A 21,659-nucleotide genomic window follows, 5' to 3' on the forward strand; every position below is an offset into this window, starting at 1 on the left:
TTAAGCATTAATCTTTTTCGAGTTCACAAACCAGACCCGACAGTGAACCCATTATTTTAATTTGATTTACAGAAGGAAGTTTTTCAACCTCTACAGCTAACCTGGAAGTCATGTCATTTTCCTGCCATTTCGACAAGTCATCGCCGAGGTTGCACAAAGCAGTTTTGGAGTTGGACATTTTCATGCTGCACACCAGGAAACGCAATCCGCGAAGAAAGTCAAACCTGTCGCTTTCAGGAACATTCATTTCAATACTCGACATCAATACTGTCAACGCTGACTTATCAAGTGCCAGCATTTTTTCCTTTGCTACACTCCAGTCATCATTCCAGTTATCAGGATCAATCTCGGAGCATAGACTTTCGATGTCTTCGGCACTAAACAAATTGGACTGGTGTGCACGCTGCATTTCCCCAATTTCACCTGCTTCACCTGTTGTTGGATTAATGCCAAGCCGCTGGTAAGCGACAAATTTAAGCGCATCGCTGGAGTCATACCCGGCTTCGATATATTGCTGAACACTCTTTTTCACCGGAATGGTAAAGACTTCATTGGTTCTGATCCACATTCCAAAAAGGATACCCGCTACTACAGCCAGTCCAAACCATCCGGCACGCAGTGAAGTCAGCAGCGTTTCATTTTTATCCTTCTTGTACGTATCATTGTCCATACCGGTAAAACTCCGCTTTTCAAACCCAAGAAAGGCGCCAAGCGCAACAGTCAGAGTAGCCATGATGGCTTTTACCACTTCGGATACCGAAAGACCCATAATCAGTCCAAGCAGCAAACCCATCCCGATTCCTGATAAAATGGCGGCACGCCTCAAAGAGATGAGCAGCCTTTTTTCTTCTTTTTCCATTGGTGCAAGAGTTAAATGAAATTCTTTTACCTTAGCAAGCTATAGTATTCGTTGAAATGCTTGATTCTGTCAGCTAAACCAATGGTTCCGCCATTCACAGCCTTGGTTACTGCTGTGATTACATCCTCACCAGGTCCTCTGTCGCAAATAGCCCAAATGCGTTTGGAAGCAAAAAAGAAAGCTGCTGAAGCCAGTGGATATTTGGTCGCAACCAGGTCGGGGTTGGCAACGGTATCTTCACCAATAAACCTGGCAAAACTGGTGTAGTTGTCTTTTCCGGTGAGTTGGAGGAAACCTCTTCCCCTGAATTTAAAACCTTCACCGCTGGCCTCGTTACCATTTCCCATGCGGCTGGCATAGACCAGCGAGCCAATTTTTGCAGGATTGTTTGCGTAAGAGTCTGCTAAATTTCCGGGAAAATATTTTGGAAAAATTACCCGCAACCGCTCGGCTGAGTAGTTCATATTTTCTGTAACTATCCTGAAACCCCCACTTTCATGGCCACATTGGGCTAAAAAGTGAGCAAGACGCAGCCCATTGGTTATTTCAAACTTTTTGGCTGTGTCAGGAATTTGAGAAAGGACAGCATCTGGTATTTTACCTTTTAGCTTATCCAGTTTCAGAGGGCCGGATGAAACATTCCCCGAAGTTGCCGCAACGGAAGCACCAAATAGCTTTAACCACATTTTATCGTCAACAATACCGTTGGCTACAAACCCATTTTTTGCTTGCCATTCTTTAACTTTGGCCTCGGTACCTGACCCAAAGGATCCATCATCTGATATACCAAGTTTAGCTTGTAATTTTTTTACATCATCACCTCGTGAACCATTTTTGAGTAACATAATGAATAATTTTAAGGTTTATAATTTATTATAAGCAATCAAATTGACTAAAAGTTCACATTTTCAGTATTTTAACTAAAAATTAACAAAATGTTCGAAATGCATGCTTCAAAAAAAGCAAGCGGGTTGTAAGCCGTAATCAGGTCAAAACAAATAATTTGCATAGTTGCAAAAATGTATCAAAGATGCCAGTCTTCAATCATTTCGTTAAGACAAACAAAGCGATATTGTTTATTTTTGCCAAAATTTTTCATTTGTTGAATTTTCGATTCATTATTTTACTTTCGATATTTATCTTTGGTGCAGTGAGGGGTTACAGCCAGGATTTGCCAGCAAGGGACTCATTGTCTTTGCTGTCAGACTCTGCGTTGTTCCATTCGAATTATAATGATGCTGACTTCATTCCCGGTGATTTTTCATTTGTGCCTGCTGAAATTCTGTACGACTGTATTTGGGATAACTACAACATACGCTATAAATCGGAGATATTGCCTTCAAAAAAAGATACAGTGATGATCCCGTTAATAGGTCAGGATGACAATTGTTTTGTTACTCCATTTCAGGGAAAAGTTATCAGCGGGTTTAGGACGCCAAGAAGGAAAAATCACACGGGTACTGATGTTAAGCTTTCCAAAGGCGACAGCGTTTTATGTGCGTTTGACGGGAAAGTGCGCCTGGCAAGGACTTACAGTGGTTACGGGCTATTAGTGCTTGTCAGGCACAACAACGGTCTTGAAACGATTTACAGCCATTTGTCGAAAATATTGGTCAAAGAAAATCAATATATCAGCGCTGGCGAGATCATTGGTTTGGGTGGCAGGACAGGCAGAGCAACCACCGACCATTTGCACTTTGAGTCGCGGTTATTTGGTATTCCATTCAACTCTGAAAAATATATTGATTTTGAAAACGCTGAATTAAAGGGTGATACGTTGTATTATATCAATGGCCATATTGAGTTGCGTCTGGAAGATTTTCCATCTGCACCAGCCTCCAATGAACTTATTGCAGGATCTGTAAAAGGTGATGGGATCGCATACAAAATACAGAAAGGGGATACATTATCAGCCATTGCAAGGAAGTATAATACTTCTGTAAACCGCATCTGCCAGGATAATAATATAACAGTCACTAAAACCCTTAAAATTGGGGAAGTACTTGTAATCAGGTAAAAATTCGGTTAAATTGTATGTTTGGTTGAGTCATTTCATGCTGCACCTTTGGCTGAAAAGGAAATCAGGGAATTCTCAAATAGTTTGAATTCTCCTTATTTAATTGACAACCCTGTAAGCAAGTTAGGCTACCAACTTCCACCGGCGCCTCCTCCGCCAAAGCTGCCGCCACCAAATCCTCCAAATCCGCCTCCCCCTCCAAAACTTCCGCTTCCTCCACCAAATGATCCGCCGCCTGAGGTAAATGACCCCCATTTACCTTTCTGTTGCCCAAGTTGACTGGCAAGAAACAAGGCAGTCCAAAGAGGCATATTCGAACTGCGGCCACCATAGTTGGTCATTTTATTTTTTCGGGAAAATAAAATTATCATTAAAACAAAAATTAAAAAAGGAAATAATGCACCAATTAATACACCAACAGGTGGAGGTGTTTTTAGGTATTCTTCGGCTGAATATTCGCCTGCTGTGAGATTCATCAGAATGTCAGTGGCTCTGTCAAGGCCCTCAAAATATCGGTTTTCACGAAAAGAAGGGAACATTTCCTCTTCTAAAATACGCTTGACCACAGCATCGGGAACTGCTCCATCTAATCCATAACCAGTAGCAATGAATGCTTCACCGCTTGAAGTGCCTTGCTTCGGCTTGACTAAAACCACCAGACCATTGTTCTTCCCTTTACGTCCAATACCCCATTTCTCGCCTAGCAGATCTGCAAACTGTGCTTTATCATAATCCCCAAGGGAAGTTACCAGCACTACTGCAATTTGTGTAGAAGTAGAGTCATTAAATGCAACAAGTTTCTGCTCTAGTTTACTTATTTCAGTACTGCTCAGGGTCCCGGTAAAATCGTTGACAAGGCGCGGTGGATCGGGCTTTTCGGGAATTTCCACACTTTGGGCAAATGCCGATGCAACAAATAGGAAGTAAATGGTCAGCAAAGGCACGATTTTGCTCTGACAAGTTTTCATCATTCGTCTCATTTTTTTCAATTAACCGTATGAAATATCATCCGACAACTCATTCCTGTCACCTTTCTGGTAAGGGAAATATTTTTTCAGGTATTCACCGGTTCTTCCGATTCCATAAATCAATCCTTCGGCAAATTGATTCTCCCTAAAATAGCTGAGTATTTCCATATTCAACTCTTCCCAGAAAGATTCCGGTACATTCACATTTATTCCCACATCGCCAATTACTGCAAATTTCCTGTTTTTCACTGCCAGATAAAACAGCACTCCATTCCGCATTTCCGTGTTGTGCATGTTCAGTTTTTCAAATATAAAAGCAGCCCTGTCCAATACATCGCCCTGGCAGGTACTTTCGATGTGAACCCGAATTTCGCCGGAAGTATCCAGTTCGGCATTTAAAATGGCTTGTTTGACGTCAGCCTCGTCCTGAAATGAAAATAGCCTGGATGGAGATTTAATTAGATTACTTGTCATCATGTTGAGTTAAAAAATAAAAAGTCTGTTTAAAACTGTACCTCTGGGGCTTTTTCTGCGCCAACAGCGGCCTCAAAGTAAGGCTTCTTCTCAAATCCAAAGAAATTGGCATAAATATTTTTTGGAAATTGCCTGATGTAAGAATTGTAGGTTTGGGTTGACTCATTGAACTTCCGGCGGGCATTGGCAATCCGGTTTTCGGTTCCTTCGAGCTGCGCCTGTAGATCACGGAAATTTGTATTTGCTTTTAAATCAGGGTACCTTTCAACAGTTACAAGCAATCTGCTTAATGCTGAACTTACTGCCTGTTGTGATTTTTCGATTTGCTGTAAAGCGTTTTCATCGAGGTTGTTCACATTGAGTTGAACTTTTGTGGCACTTGCTCTTGCTTCGATTACACCAATCAGCGTTTCCTGCTCGAAATCTGCATAACCTTTGACTACATTAACCAGATTCGGTATCAGATCCATCCGGCGCTGGTAATCGGTAACTACCTGCGACCAGGAAGCTGTTACCTGCTCATCGTAACGGATAATACTGTTATAAGTACCTTTAACACTGGCATAAATTATAACGATCACCAAAAAAACGACACCCAGTGTCACGATCAGTTTTACATTTTTCATACGATTTTGATTTTTTAAATTTAGGTAGCGGTAACTGTGTAAATATTCAACGCCACCAGGTTTGTTATTATTTGTTTGTTTGTTGGTTTATAATATTTCAACACTTCGCTTGATAAACTTCGTTAGTTCTTCACCTTTAAGCAGGTTTTGCGAAAGTAAGGCGAGATCAGTCAACTGTTTAGCCATTTTTTCACGATTCTCATCACTTTCGTCAATGGCCATTTTGTAAATGAGGTTGTGATTACTATTAACGACAAGGTTAAACATTTCAGGCAATGAACCCATTCCCAATCCTCCACCAAGTGCCGACATATCCTTCATCCTGCGCATAAATTCAGGCTGTGTGATCATCACCGGGAGATCGTTTTCATCAAGTGTATCAAACACAACAGTGAATTTAGCCTTATCCACCGCTTTTTCAAATGCAGGCTTTATGGCATCTTGCTGTTTGTTATCGATTTTGGATAATGGGGTATCATCGCTTTTTCTGATGAGTTTATCGATGGTATCAGCATCAACCCTTACAAAGGAGCTGTTTTCAAATTTATGTTCGATGTTATTAATGAAATGATTGTCAAGGACGCCATCCATAAGTAAAACATCGTAGCCGCGTGATTTGGCTGCATCAATGTAACTGTGCTGTTCATCCTTATTGGTAGTATAGAGATAAACCAACTTTTTGTCTTTGTCAGTCTGTTGTTCCTTAATATTTTCCTTGTAATCGTCAAAAGTGAAGTACATGCCATCCACATTTTTGAAAAGGCAAATTTTCTGGGCGCGTTCATAGAACTTTTCTTCCGTGATCATGCCATATTGGATGAATACCTTTATATCATCCCATTTTTTCTCATACTCAACACGCTGGTTTTTAAAAATATCGTCGAGTTTGTCTGATACTTTTTTCATAATGTGGTTTGAAATCTGTTTTACCCTTCGGTCGCTCTGCAGGTAGCTTCGCGATACATTGAGCGGTATATCCGGTGAATCAAGCACACCATGCAGCAGGGTTAGAAAGTCAGGAACGATGCCCTCTACCGACTCAGTCACAAACACCTGGTTAACGTAAAGCTGAATCTTGTCGCGCTGCACTTCAAAGTTTCGTTTGACTTTCGGGAAATACAGCACACCGGTAAGGTTGAATGGATAATCCACATTGAGGTGAATATGAAAGAGCGGTTCCTCAAAGTTTAATGGGTAAAGCTCTCTGTAAAATTGCTTGTAATCTTCATCTTTAAGATCGGTTGGCGTTTTCTTCCAAAGCGGATCTATGTTGTTGATAATGTTTGGCTTTTCAATATCCTGGTACTTGTCATTGCCGTCTTTGTCCTTTTCACCTTCAATTTTAGCACTTTCCTTTTTGGTTCCAAACTGAATGGGAACAGGTAAAAACCGACAATATTTATTCAACAACTCCCTGATTTTATATTCTTCGAGGAATTCCTTCTCATCCTTACTGATGAAGAGTGTAACTTCAGTACCCCTGTCGGTCTTCTCGGCTTCTTCAATGCTATAATCCGGGCTTCCATCACAGCTCCATTTTACGGCTTTGGTAGGACCACCTTTTTTATAAGTTTTTGTAATCAGTTCTACTTTATCCGAAACCATAAAAGAAGAATAAAACCCCAGGCCAAAGTGTCCGATGATGGCATTTTGTTCTGCCTCGGTTTTTGTTTTGAATTTCTTTACAAATTCCTCAGCGCTCGAAAAGGCAATTTGGTTAATGTATTTATCCACCTCTTCTGCTGTCATCCCGATACCACGGTCTTTAATCGTAAGGATCCCTTTGTTTTTATCCACCTCAACATGGATTGTAAGATCGCCTAACTCATCCTTGAAATGTCCTGTGCTGGCCAAAGTTTTGAGTTTTTGCGTGGCATCTACTGCGTTGGAAATCAGCTCACGAAGAAAAATTTCATGATCTGAATAGAGAAATTTTTTGATGATGGGAAAGATGTTTTCAGTCTGAACATTTATTTTTCCTGTTTGCATACCGATTGAATTTTTGAAAGTTTCCGCCCGAAAATCAAAGCATGTGCCATGTCCTGGTAGGCTGACAATATGACAAGGAAATGGCATTCAAACAATAGAAATACTGTTGGTCAGGTAAGCATGTTGGTAATTTGAAACGCGGATGAAAGAAAAGGGGCAGAACTGATTTTTATTAAAAGTAAACCTCTGAATGTAGCTGATTGGTCTTCACCCCTTTCTGTGCAAGGATATCAAACGCTTCATGAATCATTTTGACATTGCCACATAGGTAGTATTCAGCTTTGGGATCAACTGTTGAATGCAGCAGGTAATCAGTAACACGGCCGTGAAAATCACCATTTTTGTCGCCTGTAGTGCAAAGGATAAATTTTGAAGGATTATACTCCTCCTGTTCATAGGCCTCATGGGCATATCTGACACCGTGTATGAGGGTGTAGTTCAGTTGTGGGTAGGATCGCACAAAACTGCGGAATGGAGCAATCCCGGTTCCCGTTGCAATAAGAATGAATTTGGAGTTTTTAATTTTTTCAGGATTCAACGTAAAAAAACCAAGTGGCCCGTCCATCTGCAATTGCGCCCCAGGGCTGAGTTTTTTCAACTTTTTTGACACATCACCTTCGAGCACTTCCTTAATAAGTACTTCGAAATAATTGTCCTGCTCTGCACTATAAACTGAATATTCACGGGCATTGTTCTGATCTTTTATCCCAAGTATCACATGCTGACCGGCAGTAAAATCAATCCCGTTCCTGTCAAAACGAAGCACATAGGCTGATTGGGTCAATTGCCTGATGCGTTGAACTTTGATGGACCTATCTATTGTTGTTTGGTGCTTTTCCATTCATTATGATAAAATAATTAGCCCAACTAACGTTGAATTGCTTTGCTTGTTCAAAAGAATGAAATGCACATAAAATAAGGTCATCAAATCGTACACATCTTTTATACCGTCTTGCTACCTTCATCCGGGCCCATTATTCTCAATATCGGCTTAAATTGTGAACGGATCAGCGGCCATTTTTCTGGATAAAGTTTAAACAAATGCTTGAAAGCTTTCATATTATGATTCACCATCCAACTTACAGCTGGAGGTTTCACGGGTCTTTCCAATGCATTCACTACGTTATGAGCGGTCATAGGTTGCCTGGCAGAATTTACTTTTTCAGCAGCTTCTTCCAACAGTGTCAGGTAGTTGAATGGTTTTTCATAAATGGTATCAGTCATGCTTCTCTCAGAGCTGTCAACCTTTGCTGCATTGAAATTTAGAAAGTCTTCAGTAATTTCAATCAAGTCAGTCCTATCTCCAATATCAAAATTTTTTGCCAATTCTACAGCCAGTTTTATGGCATTTTCTATTCTATGGTAATCAACTGAGGAAGATTTGATCAACTTTAAGGCGCCTTCCGAAAACAGGTACTTACGCCCTTCCTTCTCTGATATATTTGACAAAAAATAGTTACATGAATCCACCAGTCTTTCTTCATAGCGTTGCATCAATTCTTCCATTTTTCGTGTATTTTGTTCCATTTTGTGCCGGTTTTCCATAATCATTTCGCGAACATTCTGCCACACTATCCGGTCATCATTGGCCATTTTTAGTTTAGCCCTGATACTGTTTTGAATCATCTGACCGATCATCTCTTTATACTCCGGTTTCAATTCCTTATTCGACATACTGATGCCAAAATTTGTCATGTTTTCGGTAAAGTAAATAAACAGGAGGTCACTTCTGTTATCCGCTTCATTTGGAATACGTATCACAAGGACTACTTTTTGCAACTCGCTGAAAACATCCGGAATTCTGCGGGGTTGATTAATTTGGTTAAAAGGAAGTTCCTCTTCCGAGAACCAACTGAAAGGTGATTTAACTTTTCTCAGTTTTTCAACATCATTTGCACTGCCTTCGATTGCCATTTCAATCACCAGGGGTTGGTCGTCCTGAGGATTGGTGGTTAATGCTTTCAATGTTTTTGCACTTTGATCATAATACACGGCATCTATTCGGCGAATGCCCGGAAAAAGATGGTGGGCATAGCGAAGAATCATTGTGAGATCATTAACCAGAAATGAAAATTCACCGGGCATCTGATATTTTATTTTATGCTTCATGCAGATGGAAGCAGTTATGAACTACAAACAAATCGACAGCAAATCCACCCCTAAATCTCATCATTTTTAAGCTGGTAAAGATACAATTAATTAAAAGCTTAAGTATTAACTTAAGTATATAATTTAAGTTTATTTAAGTTTTTAAGTAATTAACTTGATTGATTTAAGTAAGTCACTTAAACAAAAATTTAAAGTAAAAATATGTATAAACTATTGATATCAGGTACTTTATAATACTATTTTTGTCGAAGTTAATTTTAATTATTGAAGTTAATTAAGCAAATTTACCATTTAATATTTGAGAAACTTAAAATGGCTTTAACGGCAATATCGATAATTATTAAAACACCAATAAATATGAATCCTCTTCAAAGAACAATCTTAGCAAACACCATGAAATCCAATTCGGGGAACGATGGTTTAAAGCCCTTTACCAGGAAAATGGCGATCTTGGAAAACCCACCTTGCTTTGTCAAATCATTTAAATGGCCGCCACTAATAAAGTCTGGATGCAAATTGATCGGTAGTGTGCTTGTAGAATACTATTCACATCTAAAATCAATGGTTATGCCTCTTTGGCAGTCAGCAAAACGCCGTTTTCTTTCTTTTGCCATACCTTACTTTATAAAGGCTGAAGGCAAATTTCAACAGTGGGCTAATTTATTTTACAACGAAATGGATGAAATCACACTGACAGACGATGGGTTAATTGATAGTAAACCAATTTCTGAGCAACACTTATCCAATGCTGTTGGAGGTGAGAATTTTGAACAGGCATATTACTGTGCCAAATCCACATTTGTCACACAACTTTTGGAAATAAAAAAATTTATTTTAAGGAGTTATGAGAAGATATCCATCTTGGTTGAATCCTTTTCAGGAAGAGTACAAAACCTTGTTTATAATCAGGTGATGTTTGAAGTTGTCAACGCTGATCAGCAATTTTCTGTTCGGATAAGTAATAAGTCAAGAACTTTTACAAAATTGATTTTTGTTGAAGAAAACCCTTTCATCAGTCATTTTAAAATACTTGGGTTAAACTCTGAAATAAAGAATGATTTGCGACATTTTACAAAGAGGTTCAACAGAAGATTTCTACATTATAAAGATGTGGCCATCGCATTGATTTACAAATTTTTAGAAAATTGCTTAAACCTTCAGACAGAAAACATGTATTTGCCTCCAATACCCACATCTGGTTTTAGCTTTACGGCTAATGACCCTGGCTACCCCTAAACAGCCAATCTTGCTGCAAAAAGCACAACCGTTTTGTATTGGATATCTTGCGAATCCAGACAATCATCCAACATACAATCAGGCTGGTTGTGTTTTTTGCAGCAATCACTCAAATACACCATAAAAAACTATGTATCTTTGCGGCTTAATGAACCGTTAACCTAATCAATTGATTTAAAATTCATTAAACCAAAAAGATAATTTATGCTTCAACTATTAATTGGTTTTCAGTTATTTGGAGTTGAATTTTTCAAGCAGCAGGAGTTTCTTGTGATGTTTTTCAGGTCATCTCTAAACCTTTTTTTTATCCTGATTCTTGTTCGTTATGTTTATTATGCCAACAGTCGGCGTAAAGATTACCTTTTCACCTATCTGTTGATCAGTATCACCGTATTTTTCGTTTCATACCTTCTTCAAAATGTGAGTCTTCAATTGGGTTTTGCACTCGGTTTTTTTGCTTTGTTCGGTATAATTCGCTATCGCACCGACACCATCCCGATAAAAGAAATGACCTATTTGTTCCTGGTCATTGGCATCTCCGTATTGAATGCCCTTTCCGACAAAGCCATCAGTTATGCTGAACTCCTGTTTGCAAATATCAGTATCATTGTAATTACCGCTATTATTGAGTATTTCTGGAGTTTCAAACACGAATCGAGCAAAAACATCCTGTACGATAACGTTGAATTGATAAAGCCAAAGAATCAGGTTAAATTTATTGATGACCTGGAGACACGCACAGGTTTAAAAATCAATAGGGTAGAAATTGGAAAAATTAACTTTGACCGGGGTACTGCCGAAATCACGATTTATTATTTGTGGGACAAATACTCTACGAATTTCTTCGAAAGTGTTACGTTCGATAATTTCACTATAAAAGAACAGGAAACTAATAAAAAATCCAGGAAATGAGGTATTCCGACAACATGAAGATGATTGCCGGTTTACTTTTCATTCTTTTAATACCGGTTATACTGCATTCGCAGGACTATTCAGAAGGAAAGGCATCACCATTATTTCAATCACATGAAATCGTTCACCTGTCGATCAAAGCTGATTTAAAAACATTACTTTCTGACATAGATGACGAAAGGGAACAGCACCCTGCAATACTTGAATATGTTGAAAATGAAGACACAATCAGGTTGGACGTTCAACTCAGAACCCGTGGTAACTTTCGCCGAAAACCTGACCAATGCTCTTTCCCACCATTGAGGCTAAATCTTAAGAAAAAGCAGGTGGAAGGAACTATATTTGAAGGTATTGACAAAATAAAAATTGTAACTCATTGCAGGCCAAATCAAAAAAGATACCAACAGTATCTGATTCGGGAGTACCTTGTTTATCGTGCTTTTAATTTGGTAACTGATACCAGTTTAAGAGTGAGGCTGGCATCCATCACTTATTTGGATACTTCAAATAACAATGAAAAAGAGGAGAGCTTCGCAATTCTAATTGAGCCTGATGAAGCTTTCGAAAAAAGGTTTAATGCCAGGAGAAGCGATCAAAAATATCTATTCCCTGACAGTACAAGTTATGTCCACATGGGTAAGTTGGCGTTTTTTCAGTACATGATTGGAAATACTGACTATGCCGTTACCACGCAACACAATATTATGTTATTCACATTAAATTCTGATCAGCCACCCTACTCAATTCCTTACGATTTTGACTGGTGTGGTGCAGTGAATACCCATTATGCAGTTCCACTGCCAAGGTTCGGAACGCAAAACGTCACCGAAAGAATCTATCGCGGGCAATGCCGGTCAATGGAGGAGTTTATGCAAATTGCTGCATTTTTCAATAGCAAAAAAGAAGATATTTTTAATTTGTACAACGATTATCCCTTGCTAAGCAAGAGAGAAAAACGTGAACTTTTACACTATTTTAAAGGTTTTTATGATGTCATAAACGACGAGCGTCAAATAAAAGTTGAACTACTCGAAAATTGCCTGAAATAATAGTCATGATAAAAATGATCCCCAGATAAACTTCCAGTACTTTCCTATGAAATTGATGACTTTAACCATCTTTATTCTTTTTTTGATTATCTCTGTTTCTGGAAAAGAAAACGAAATCGTTTCTGAAAAGGAGGTCTTGCACGCTATTGCAAAAGGAAATACAATGGTGGTTGAGCAGTTTGTAAAGCAGGGCAATGATATCAATGGATTTTATCATCGATCAGAGACCACCCTGCTTAATTATTCGGTTAAAAGAAAATCAATGCAGGTTTTTAACCACCTGCTCGCACTTGGTGCTGATCCGGATATGCCCAGTCAGGGTTTGACTCCTATAATGCACGCTATCAGACATGGTGAAATGTCTATGATACATCGTTTGCTCAGAATTGGGGCGAATATTGATGCCACAGCAAAAGGAGGGCAGACTGCACTGATATATGCTGCAAAACTTGGTAAATTTGAATTTGTCAGGACATTAATTGAATGGGGTGCAGATGCAGAAATCCGGAATAACAGAAACCAATCAGCACTTGACATTGCCAACCTGAGTAACCAGCTTGAAATAGCTGTCTATTTGGTCAAAATCATTGAACTGAGGCATCTTTTTGCAGGATTGCCTGTTGAAAGTGACGGTCCACACATCGAATGGGCAAATGATACCATGGTCAGGATGTTTTACATGATTACAGACATTGTTAGAAAATACCCCGTACTACATTGTGATTTTTTTCCTGCTACCGGCGAAACTATTGTTCTCAAAGGATTTGCAGGAGATCCAAAGGATTATTATTTGATCAAAAATAAAGACCCTGACAACTGGGATTTTCAAAATGTAAGTAAAGTGCTTGCTTTGGGTGACATCCATGGTCATTATAGTGCTTTTAAAAAATATTTGATTCAGAACGGGGTAATTAACGAAAACCTGGATTGGACCTATGGTGATGGTCATCTCGTATTATTGGGCGATCTCTTTGACCGTGGGGATCAGGTGACCGAAAGCCTGTGGCTAATTCATCAACTTGACATCAAGTCGAGGCAGCACGGAGGCAGAGTCCATATGATACTGGGTAATCATGAAGTGATGGCTATGATTAATGATATTCGTTATATCAGTCGTAAATACAAACAGTTCTCAAACTACTTTTCGAGAGAATATGCCGATTTTTACAACAGGAAAACGGAATTGGGTTTGTGGCTCCGAAACAAAAGTGCAGTGGTCAGAATCAATGATTGCATCTTTTCTCATGCCGGTATTTCATCAGAGATCATTAAACACAAATTTACAATCCCGCGGATTAATTTTTTATTGCAGAATTTTCTTGCAAATGATCCCCAGTCGCCAAACAGGTTTCCAAAAGAAACAAATATTATTCTTGGTAAATGGGGACCACTCTGGTATCGTGGTTTTTTGTATGATTTTCCTGACGTAGCTTTAATAACACAGGATGAGGTGAATGATGTCCTGAAAACAATGGAAGGATCGAAGTTAGTTATTGCACACTCACATGTCGAAACCATCTCCGCCATGTACAATAACGCTGTCATCGCCATTGATGTACCGGTTCATAAAAGTGAAGTGATTTCGGAGGGTTTGCTTATCGAAAACGGGAAATATTACAGACTGCTCCATAATGGAGAAAAGATACTGTTGTTAGATAAATAATTAATGAAACCGGGATGAAGGCCAATGATTGTCAACCTTCAGGGTAAAATTATTTGAAAGAATCTACAAAAATCGCCGTAATGGACATTATTAATGATTTTTTTTGGAGCATGTTGTCTAATGGACATTTTTAATGGTCTTTATTTTTAGTTTTTGGGTTATTGTAAAGCTAATATTAGAAAGAACTTCAACACCTTTTATCATTATAATGTCCATTAAGCCTCAATGTTGAATTTCAATTATAAATACTTCCCATCCACTAAAAAATTCGTTACATAATCTGAAACCCCCTCTTCTAATGTGTGAAATGGTTTGGTGTAACCATAGCTGCGAACTTTCTGCATATGGGCTTCAGTAAAATACTGATACTTGTCGCGAATATCTTCAGGAGTGTCGATAAATTCGATGACCGGCTCCCTGCCAAGAGCATAAAAAACAGCCTTTGCCAGATCGAGAAATGATCGTGCCTGGCCGGTTCCCAGGTTGTATAAACCGGATTGATGCCTGTTTTCCATGAAATAAGTCAACACATCCACGACATCTTTCACAAATACAAAATCACGCAATTGCTTTCCATCTTCAAAATCGGGATGGTGTGACCGGAACAGCTTCATTTTGACGGTTTTGCTGATTTGATGAAAAGCATGGAAAACGACAGATGCCATCCTGCTTTTATGATACTCATTGGGGCCATAAACATTGAAGAACTTAAATCCAGCCCAGAAAGGAGGGGTTTTGTCTTGTGAAAGAACCCATTTATCGAAGTTGTTTTTTGATTCTCCATAAGGATTGAGCGGCTTTAACTGAGGCACGATATCATGACGGTCTTCGTAACCGTGCTCACCCAAACCATAAGTTGCGGCCGACGAAGCATAGATCAGTGGGATCTGATGTTCAGTGCATTTTTGCCAAACCATTTTGGAGTAATTCAGGTTGAGTTTGTCAAAAACCGATGGATCAAATTCTGCCGTATCGGTGCGCGCGCCGATATGAAATATAAATTCTACCTCCTTGTAATGCACTTCGAGCCAATCGCCAAACAAATCGCGGTGAATGCGCAATATACATTCTTTCTCATGCAGATTCGCCATTTTATCCTCTCTCGAAAAATCATCCACAATCACCAGTTGGTTCAAACCAAGTTGATTGAGCCTGCCAACCAGCACACTGCCGATAAATCCTGTTGCGCCTGTAACTATGATCATCTTTTTAATCTTTAAATTTTATTGCTTCTTTTATAAATCGCTCAGCGATCGGCGTTGATAGTACGCTCAGCGTATCCATCCGCTCCGGATGCCATTGTACTCCGAGTAAGAACGGATTGTTGATGGTATCAGCCCAGCCTATTGATTCGATGACACCATCTTCCGAAACAGCCAGCACTCTGAGTTTGTCTGCAAGCCGCTCAACAGCCTGGTGATGGTTGCTGTTTACAACTTCTTTATCCACGCCTGAGATATTGCTAAGCAGACTTTTAGGAAAAACCAGTACGGAATGATAACAGTTTTTCCAGTCTTCCTGCTGATGAACGATCGTTGAGTTCAAATCTGAAGGGATGTCCACGTATAAAGTGCCTCCCAATGCAACATTAAGAATTTGTTGCCCACGGCAAATGCCCAAAACCGGCACTTCTCGCTCCATGGCCAGTTCAATCAACCGGAATTCGAGCGTATCCCTCACCAGGTTAAATTCGCCACACCTTGCAGTATCCTCTTCCTTTCCATACCGTCCGGGATAAACATCATCACCACCGGTTAGTAAAAGCCCGTGACATTGCTTGAAAACCAGTTCAACCGAATCGTTTGAAAGTTCATTCATCGCCAGCAGTTCAGCCTCCGGTGCGATGCGCCCGAGCCATTCCAGGTAGTTATTCGTTTCTGGTTTTCCCGAGACATAAGAAACAGCAATTTTCAAAGGTTTCTCTACTCTGCTGCAGGCTGCAAACAGGATGGATAACACCAACAACACAATCAAAATAAATACGGGATTTCTCATAAAGTTAAATTCATCAATTGGAGGCCAAAAGTAGAGAAATTTTCCCTTAGCAATAGTAAGAGTCCAGATGATGAAATCTTAGTTAACATTACCAAAATTACATCGCGCACAATCCCCCTACAAAATAACTTTCTATTTTTGCACTCATTTCTAAAACTGAAATCTTACTGATTATGCAAATCGCATCAAAATACGACCCTTCGCAGGTTGAAGACAAATGGTACAAGTGCTGGATGGATAAAGGTTACTTCAGGTCGGTGCCCGACGACCGTGAACCTTTCTGCATTGTAATACCGCCACCCAACGTTACCGGAGTGCTGCACATGGGACACATCCTCAACAACACGCTGCAGGATGTGCTGGTGCGCCGTGCCCGGATGCAGGGCAAAAATGCCTTGTGGCTGCCCGGCACCGATCACGCTTCTATTGCAACAGAAGCCAAGGTCGTGGAGAAACTCAAAAAAGACGGCATCGACAAGAAAAACCTAAGCCGTGAGGAGTTCCTTCAACACGCCTGGGAATGGAAAGAGAAACACGGTGGAATCATCCTTGAGCAGTTGAAGAAACTGGGCGCCTCCTGCGACTGGGAGCGCACCAGGTTTACGATGGATGAAGACCTGTACGGATCAGTGATTGATGTGTTTATTGACCTGTACAACAAGGGGTTAATTTATCGAGGTGTACGCATGGTCAACTGGGACCCTCAGGCGCTCACCGCGCTGTCGGATGAGGAAGTCATTTACCGCGAAGAGAATTCAAAACTCTATTACGTCCAATACAAGGTGGATGGATCCGAAAACGAATGGATAACAATTGCCACCACACGCCCTGAGACGATTTTAGGCGATACGGCTGTATGTGTCAATCCTGCCGATCCGAGGTTCAGCGATCTTGTAGGAAAAAATGTGCTGGTACCGCTGATCAACCGCCCGGTGCCTGTTATCCAGGATGCCTATGTGGATATGGAATTCGGAACAGGTTGCCTGAAGATCACCCCGGCGCATGACCTGGCTGACTATGAAATCGGGTTGCGGCATAAGCTGGATGTGATCGATATTTTTAACGACAACGGCTCACTCAGCGCCGCGGCTCAGCTTTACATTGGCGAAGACAGGATGGATGTCCGCAAAAAGATTGTTGTCGACCTCGAAAAAGCCGGTAACATGGTGAAGATTGAGGATTACAAAAACAAAGTCGGCTACTCGGAGCGCACCCACGTACCCATTGAACCCAAGCTTTCGCTACAGTGGTTTCTCAAAATGCCCGAGCTTGCCAAACCTGCACTGGATGTGGTAATGGACGACACCATCCAGTTTTATCCGAAAAAATTCAAAAACGTTTATCGTCACTGGATGGAAAATGTACGCGACTGGTGCATTTCGCGACAACTATGGTGGGGACAGCGCATACCGGTGTATTATTTGCCCAACAATGAAATGGTGGTGGCTAAATCGCTGGACGAAGCGTTTAAAATTGCCAAAACTGCATTTCCCGAACTTACTGACCTCAAGCCTGAACACCTGCGCCAGGATGAGGATGTGCTCGACACCTGGTTCTCCTCCTGGCTATGGCCGATCTCGGTTTTCGACGGAATCCGTTATCCCGACAATCCTGACATCAAATATTACTACCCGACCAACGACCTCGTAACTGCTCCCGAAATTCTCTTTTTCTGGGTAGCCCGTATGATCATGGCCGGGCTGGAGTACCGTAATGAAATTCCGTTTAAAAATGTTTACCTCACCGGTATTGTCCGCGACAAACAAGGTAGAAAGATGTCGAAATCGCTTGGCAATTCACCCGACCCCATCGAACTGATGACCAAATATGGCGCTGATGGTACCCGCGTCGGAATGCTGCTGACTTCACCTGCCGGCAACGATCTTCCGTTTGACGAAAGCCTTTGTGAACAGGGGCGCAATTTCGCCAACAAAATCTGGAACGCTCTCCGGCTCGTCAATGGCTGGCAGGTTGATGATTCCATCCCGCAACCCGATACCAGTAAAATTGCTGTGGAATGGTTTGACAACCGTTTTAATGAAACGCTCAGCCTGATTGATGACCATTATGCCAAATTCCGTATCTCTGATGCGTTGATGATCACCTATAAACTCATCTGGGACGACTTTTGCTCCTGGTACCTCGAAATGATCAAGCCCGGATACGAAAAACCCATTGACCGGGAAACCTTCGACGATACCATCCACCTTTTCGAAAAACTGATGAAAATTCTTCATCCGTTCATGCCATTCCTCACCGAAGAAATCTGGCATTTGCTAAAGGACAGAAAAACCGAGGATTGCATCATGGTTGCCGAATGGCCTTTAAAGCACCGCATTAAACACAAAATTTTGGAACAGTTCGAATTTGCCAGGGATGTCATCATTGCCGTGCGCTCTATCCGTGCCGAGAAGAACATCCCCATGAAGCAACCCCTCGACTTTTATGTAAAGAAAAACCTCAACCAAAATCCAGATACCACATTCGACGGCCTGGCTGCTAAACTTTGTAACCTGACAGGAATCTATTACGTCCTTGAAAAAGTGGACAATGCCATGTCGTTTGTGGTAAAATCAACCGAGTTCTATATTCCGCTCGGCCATGTGGTTGATGTTGACAAGGAGATTCAGAAACTGCAGGAAGAGTTGGAATACACCAGGGGTTTCCGAAACTCAGTAGCGAAGAAACTCAGCAACGAGCGCTTTGTGAGTGGCGCCCCTGCCGACGTAGTCGAAAAAGAGCGCCAGAAAATGACTGATGCCGAAAATAAAATCAATGTTATCGAACAGCAGATTCTCGCATTGAAGGGATAAGGAGTTTGTTGTTCATTGTGATCGGAAAAAAGACCAGCCAATTTTCAAGTTGTTGGATTTGTGAAGTTTTTGATCCACCTTGACTTTCCATCCCTGAAACGGTTGATCAGTTTTATATTTCCGAATGTTCTAAGAATTGAGACTCTTCTTCGGTTGAAACGGATTAATTTGGGTTTAAAAATTTACTCTACTTTCGCAGTCTGATTGGTTAATCACCTGATTTTTTACTTAAATATTTGATTGTAAATGAGATTATTGGTCATTGTCCTGGTATTTTTTTATGCGTTTTACCTGCTGTCGAAATACATTTTCCCCTACCTTTTAAAAAGATACATCCAAAAAGCCCAGCGCCAGTACAACGAAAAACGCGAAACCAGGCGGCCTGAAGGTGATGTAAGTGTGAATTACGTACCACCCAAAGCCGGAACGAACAAATACAACCCTGAAACGATTGAAGATGTTGATTTTGAAGAGATAAAAGAAAAATAATCACCTGAAAAATCTATTTTGATGAACAAATTTTCGATAAAGCAACTTTGGCCATACCTGGCATCCATCGTGTTTTTCCTGATCGTGATCCTCATTTATTTCTCCCCGGTTCTGGACGGCCAACTCCCCAAACAGGATGACATTCAGCGTTGGCGCGGTATGTCGAAAGAGATTCTCGACTTTCGTGAATCCACAGGTGAGGAGGCACTTTGGACCAATTCGATGTTTGGTGGGATGCCGGCCTACCAGATTACTGTGATTTACAAAAATGTCCTTGTAAAGTACATTGACCAGGCATTGAAACTTGGCCTTCCTCACCCGGTCAACCTGGTTTTTCTCTATTTCCTTGGATTTTTCATTCTCCTGCTGACATTGAAACTTGATGTGTGGAATGCGCTGTTTGGCGCGGTCGCCTTTGCTTTATCATCCTACTTTTTTATCATTATCGAAGCCGGGCACAACTCAAAAGCCCACGCCATCGGCTATATGGCGCCGGTACTGGCAGGAATCCTGCTGACTTTTCGCGGAAAATATTTTTGGGGTGGGGCTTTCACCGCACTTTTCCTGAGTATTCAACTGATGACCAATCATCTTCAGATCACCTATTATTTACTGTTGATGGTTGTGATTCTTGGCATTGCCCAGTTCATCGAAAGCTTAAAAAGCGGGCAACTGGCGCCTTTTTTTAAAGCCGCCGGAGTTCTTGCCATTGCAGCTATTCTTGCCATCGGCGTTAATATTTCAAATATCTGGGCAACTTACGAATATGGCAAATACACCATCAGAGGACCTTCGGAACTTACAGCCGACCCTGAAAACCGAACCTCCGGTCTTGATATTGACTATGCGACCCAGTGGAGTTACGGTGTGACTGAAACGTTCACCTTGCTCATCCCCGACTTCATGGGCGGTGGTTCAATGCGGAATCCCAACGAGAACTCAGCCACCTACGGGGAACTTGTGAAAATTGGAGTGCCGGCCGGACAGGCGAAAAGCTACCTGCAGATGATCCCGATGTATTGGGGTACACAACCATTTACTTCAGGACCCGTTTATACGGGTGCTATCATTGTTTTTCTGTTTGTGCTCGGTTTATTCATCGTAAAAGGAAAGTTGAAATGGTGGCTCATCGCTGCCACAGTCCTTTCGATTATGCTCTCATGGGGGCATAATTTTATGCCGCTGACTGAATTTTTCCTACACTATGTGCCCGGCTACAACAAGTTCAGGGCAGTTTCGATGACGCTGGTGATTGCCGACCTGGCCATGCCGTTACTTGGGGTCCTTGCGCTGAAGGAATTGTTTAATAAAGAGGTGGATCAAAAAGTGTTGTTCAAATACCTCAAAATTTCATTTTACATCACCGGGGGCATTGCGCTATTTTTTGTGCTGTTCTCAGGTTGGCTTTTCAATTTCTATTCCCGGTTTGATGATCAGCTTATTCAGGCCGGATTTCCACAATCTGTGATTGATGCCATCCGCAGCGACAGGCAGTCTATGCTTGTTTCCGATGCCATCAGATCGTTGATTTTTATCACACTTGCAGCGATTGCACTTTGGGCGGCTTTGTACCAGAAGTTCAGAAAAGAATATGCATTTACAGCGCTGATCTTGTTGGTTACCGTTGATATGTATGCCGTAAACAGACGTTATCTGAATGATGACGATTTTGAAGTGGCCCGCAAGGTTACCAATCCCTTTACACCCTCTGCTGCCGACCAGATGATCCTACAGGACCCCGATCCAAATTTCAGGGTAATGAACACAACAGTAAGCACTTTCAATGATGCAAGCACTTCTTATTTCCACAAATCCATCGGCGGATACCATGGCGCCAAGCTGCGCAGGTACCAGGAATTGATTGACCGGCAAATCTCGAAGAACAACATGAGCGTGTTAAACATGCTCAACACAAAATATTTCATTGTGGAGGGGCAGAATAAGCAACCCCAGGCAATGATAAATCCTGAAGCTTTGGGCAATGCGTGGATGGTTAAAGAAGTTAAGGTGGTTGCCAATGCTGATGAAGAGATAGAAGCACTGTCTGGTTTCGATCCCAAAACCACGGCAGTGGTTGACCAGCGATTTGCCCATTTACTCGCTGATTTTAAAGAAGGAGCTGACTCACTTGCTGCTGTAAAACTCACCAGCTATAAACCCAATGAGTTGATTTACAGTTTTGAATCAGGCAGGAATGAACTGGTTGTATTTTCAGAAATCCATTACGACAAAGGCTGGAACGCTTACATCGATGGAAATGAGATGCCCTACCTGCGTGCCAATTATGTGCTCAGGGCAATGATGGTTCCCGCCGGTAACCATGAGATTGTCTGGAAATTTGAGCCCAACGTATATCAGACCGGAGGGAAAATTTCACTGGTTTTCTCCCTGATGGTCATCCTCTTCTTTTTCGGGGCTTTGGGCAATCAACTAAAGGATAAGTTGTTACCTGGCAAATAA

Annotated in this window: 18 protein-coding genes; 8 read left to right on the forward strand and 10 right to left on the reverse strand. The window is 41.2% G+C overall.

Annotated elements, in window-relative coordinates:
- Positions 1 to 7: 7 nt before the first annotated feature.
- Positions 8 to 859 carry a hypothetical protein gene (locus IH598_14045; GenBank protein MBE0639635.1) on the reverse strand — a complete coding sequence of 284 codons (852 nt, stop codon included), beginning with the start codon at positions 857 to 859 and terminating at the stop codon, positions 8 to 10.
- Between the two features lie 26 nt (positions 860 to 885).
- Entirely contained in the window at positions 886 to 1,704 is an 819-nt protein-coding gene (locus IH598_14050) for a peptidoglycan-binding protein (GenBank protein ID MBE0639636.1), read from the reverse strand.
- A 257-nt stretch (positions 1,705 to 1,961) separates the two neighbouring features.
- Here IH598_14050 and IH598_14055 point away from each other — a divergent pair, with 257 nt between their 5' ends.
- A complete protein-coding gene (locus IH598_14055; GenBank protein MBE0639637.1) occupies positions 1,962 to 2,876 on the forward strand; it encodes a peptidoglycan DD-metalloendopeptidase family protein in 915 nt (304 codons plus the stop codon).
- Between the two features lie 128 nt (positions 2,877 to 3,004).
- On the opposite strand, the gene IH598_14060 is transcribed toward IH598_14055, so the two are convergent.
- From IH598_14060 to IH598_14085, 6 genes are all read right to left on the reverse strand, one after another.
- Positions 3,005 to 3,844 (reverse strand): TPM domain-containing protein, encoded by an 840-nt coding sequence (locus IH598_14060; protein MBE0639638.1) that lies wholly within the window; start codon positions 3,842 to 3,844, stop codon positions 3,005 to 3,007.
- A 21-nt stretch (positions 3,845 to 3,865) separates the two neighbouring features.
- On the reverse strand, positions 3,866 to 4,318 hold the full coding sequence (locus tag IH598_14065; GenBank protein ID MBE0639639.1) for a TPM domain-containing protein: 453 nt from the start codon (positions 4,316 to 4,318) through the stop codon (positions 3,866 to 3,868).
- Positions 4,319 to 4,347: 29 nt separating this feature from the next.
- Positions 4,348 to 4,944 carry a LemA family protein gene (locus IH598_14070; GenBank protein ID MBE0639640.1) on the reverse strand — a complete coding sequence of 199 codons (597 nt, stop codon included), beginning with the start codon at positions 4,942 to 4,944 and terminating at the stop codon, positions 4,348 to 4,350.
- Between the two features lie 87 nt (positions 4,945 to 5,031).
- Positions 5,032 to 6,933, reverse strand: coding sequence for a molecular chaperone HtpG (htpG, locus tag IH598_14075; GenBank protein MBE0639641.1), 1,902 nt, complete (start codon positions 6,931 to 6,933; stop codon positions 5,032 to 5,034).
- A 172-nt stretch (positions 6,934 to 7,105) separates the two neighbouring features.
- Positions 7,106 to 7,774 (reverse strand): oxidoreductase, encoded by a 669-nt coding sequence (locus IH598_14080; protein MBE0639642.1) that lies wholly within the window; start codon positions 7,772 to 7,774, stop codon positions 7,106 to 7,108.
- 101 nt (positions 7,775 to 7,875) lie between these two features.
- On the reverse strand, positions 7,876 to 9,042 hold the full coding sequence (locus tag IH598_14085; protein MBE0639643.1) for a hypothetical protein: 1,167 nt from the start codon (positions 9,040 to 9,042) through the stop codon (positions 7,876 to 7,878).
- 357 nt (positions 9,043 to 9,399) lie between these two features.
- Here IH598_14085 and IH598_14090 point away from each other — a divergent pair, with 357 nt between their 5' ends.
- The 4 genes from IH598_14090 (at position 9,400) to IH598_14105 (ending at position 13,902) form a co-directional block, all read left to right on the forward strand.
- A complete protein-coding gene (locus IH598_14090; protein MBE0639644.1) occupies positions 9,400 to 10,278 on the forward strand; it encodes a hypothetical protein in 879 nt (292 codons plus the stop codon).
- A gap of 204 nt (positions 10,279 to 10,482) precedes the next feature.
- The gene (locus tag IH598_14095) at positions 10,483 to 11,190 is read left to right on the forward strand and encodes a DUF4956 domain-containing protein (GenBank protein ID MBE0639645.1); all 708 of its coding nucleotides are present in this window, start codon (positions 10,483 to 10,485) and stop codon (positions 11,188 to 11,190) included.
- The gene (locus IH598_14100; protein MBE0639646.1) at positions 11,187 to 12,239 is read left to right on the forward strand and encodes a hypothetical protein; all 1,053 of its coding nucleotides are present in this window, start codon (positions 11,187 to 11,189) and stop codon (positions 12,237 to 12,239) included. Before IH598_14095 ends, IH598_14100 begins: the two co-directional genes overlap by 4 nt.
- 55 nt (positions 12,240 to 12,294) lie before the next feature.
- On the forward strand, positions 12,295 to 13,902 hold the full coding sequence (locus tag IH598_14105) for an ankyrin repeat domain-containing protein (GenBank protein MBE0639647.1): 1,608 nt from the start codon (positions 12,295 to 12,297) through the stop codon (positions 13,900 to 13,902).
- 239 nt (positions 13,903 to 14,141) lie between these two features.
- Here the strand turns inward: IH598_14105 and rfaD are convergent, their stop codons facing one another.
- Both rfaD and IH598_14115 read right to left on the reverse strand, forming a co-directional pair.
- Entirely contained in the window at positions 14,142 to 15,107 is a 966-nt protein-coding gene (gene rfaD / locus IH598_14110; protein MBE0639648.1) for an ADP-glyceromanno-heptose 6-epimerase, read from the reverse strand.
- A gap of 4 nt (positions 15,108 to 15,111) precedes the next feature.
- Complete coding sequence (locus IH598_14115) at positions 15,112 to 15,897, reverse strand: gamma-glutamyl-gamma-aminobutyrate hydrolase family protein (protein MBE0639649.1); 786 nt, start codon at positions 15,895 to 15,897, stop codon at positions 15,112 to 15,114.
- Between the two features lie 173 nt (positions 15,898 to 16,070).
- Between IH598_14115 and IH598_14120 the strand changes: the two genes are divergently transcribed.
- The 3 genes from IH598_14120 (at position 16,071) to IH598_14130 (ending at position 21,659) form a co-directional block, all read left to right on the forward strand.
- Complete coding sequence (locus IH598_14120) at positions 16,071 to 18,710, forward strand: valine--tRNA ligase (GenBank protein ID MBE0639650.1); 2,640 nt, start codon at positions 16,071 to 16,073, stop codon at positions 18,708 to 18,710.
- A gap of 246 nt (positions 18,711 to 18,956) precedes the next feature.
- Positions 18,957 to 19,199 carry a hypothetical protein gene (locus IH598_14125; GenBank protein MBE0639651.1) on the forward strand — a complete coding sequence of 81 codons (243 nt, stop codon included), beginning with the start codon at positions 18,957 to 18,959 and terminating at the stop codon, positions 19,197 to 19,199.
- A gap of 21 nt (positions 19,200 to 19,220) precedes the next feature.
- Positions 19,221 to 21,659 carry a YfhO family protein gene (locus tag IH598_14130; GenBank protein ID MBE0639652.1) on the forward strand — a complete coding sequence of 813 codons (2,439 nt, stop codon included), beginning with the start codon at positions 19,221 to 19,223 and terminating at the stop codon, positions 21,657 to 21,659.

This window comes from Bacteroidales bacterium (genome assembly GCA_014860585.1).
Taxonomy (GTDB): domain Bacteria; phylum Bacteroidota; class Bacteroidia; order Bacteroidales; family 4484-276; genus RZYY01.

Coding starts and splice junctions, on each gene's coding strand:
- IH598_14045 (MBE0639635.1), bottom strand. CDS start 859: ATGGAAAAAGAAGAAAAAAGGCTGCTCATCTCTTTGAGGCGTGCCGCC.
- IH598_14050 (MBE0639636.1), bottom strand. CDS start 1,704: ATGTTACTCAAAAATGGTTCACGAGGTGATGATGTAAAAAAATTACAA.
- IH598_14060 (MBE0639638.1), bottom strand. CDS start 3,844: ATGAAAACTTGTCAGAGCAAAATCGTGCCTTTGCTGACCATTTACTTC.
- IH598_14065 (MBE0639639.1), bottom strand. CDS start 4,318: ATGACAAGTAATCTAATTAAATCTCCATCCAGGCTATTTTCATTTCAG.
- IH598_14070 (MBE0639640.1), bottom strand. CDS start 4,944: ATGAAAAATGTAAAACTGATCGTGACACTGGGTGTCGTTTTTTTGGTG.
- htpG (MBE0639641.1), bottom strand. CDS start 6,933: ATGCAAACAGGAAAAATAAATGTTCAGACTGAAAACATCTTTCCCATC.
- IH598_14080 (MBE0639642.1), bottom strand. CDS start 7,774: ATGGAAAAGCACCAAACAACAATAGATAGGTCCATCAAAGTTCAACGC.
- IH598_14085 (MBE0639643.1), bottom strand. CDS start 9,042: ATGAAGCATAAAATAAAATATCAGATGCCCGGTGAATTTTCATTTCTG.
- IH598_14090 (MBE0639644.1), top strand. CDS start 9,400: ATGAATCCTCTTCAAAGAACAATCTTAGCAAACACCATGAAATCCAAT.
- IH598_14095 (MBE0639645.1), top strand. CDS start 10,483: ATGCTTCAACTATTAATTGGTTTTCAGTTATTTGGAGTTGAATTTTTC.
- IH598_14100 (MBE0639646.1), top strand. CDS start 11,187: ATGAGGTATTCCGACAACATGAAGATGATTGCCGGTTTACTTTTCATT.
- IH598_14105 (MBE0639647.1), top strand. CDS start 12,295: ATGACTTTAACCATCTTTATTCTTTTTTTGATTATCTCTGTTTCTGGA.
- rfaD (MBE0639648.1), bottom strand. CDS start 15,107: ATGATCATAGTTACAGGCGCAACAGGATTTATCGGCAGTGTGCTGGTT.
- IH598_14115 (MBE0639649.1), bottom strand. CDS start 15,897: ATGAGAAATCCCGTATTTATTTTGATTGTGTTGTTGGTGTTATCCATC.
- IH598_14120 (MBE0639650.1), top strand. CDS start 16,071: ATGCAAATCGCATCAAAATACGACCCTTCGCAGGTTGAAGACAAATGG.
- IH598_14125 (MBE0639651.1), top strand. CDS start 18,957: ATGAGATTATTGGTCATTGTCCTGGTATTTTTTTATGCGTTTTACCTG.
- IH598_14130 (MBE0639652.1), top strand. CDS start 19,221: ATGAACAAATTTTCGATAAAGCAACTTTGGCCATACCTGGCATCCATC.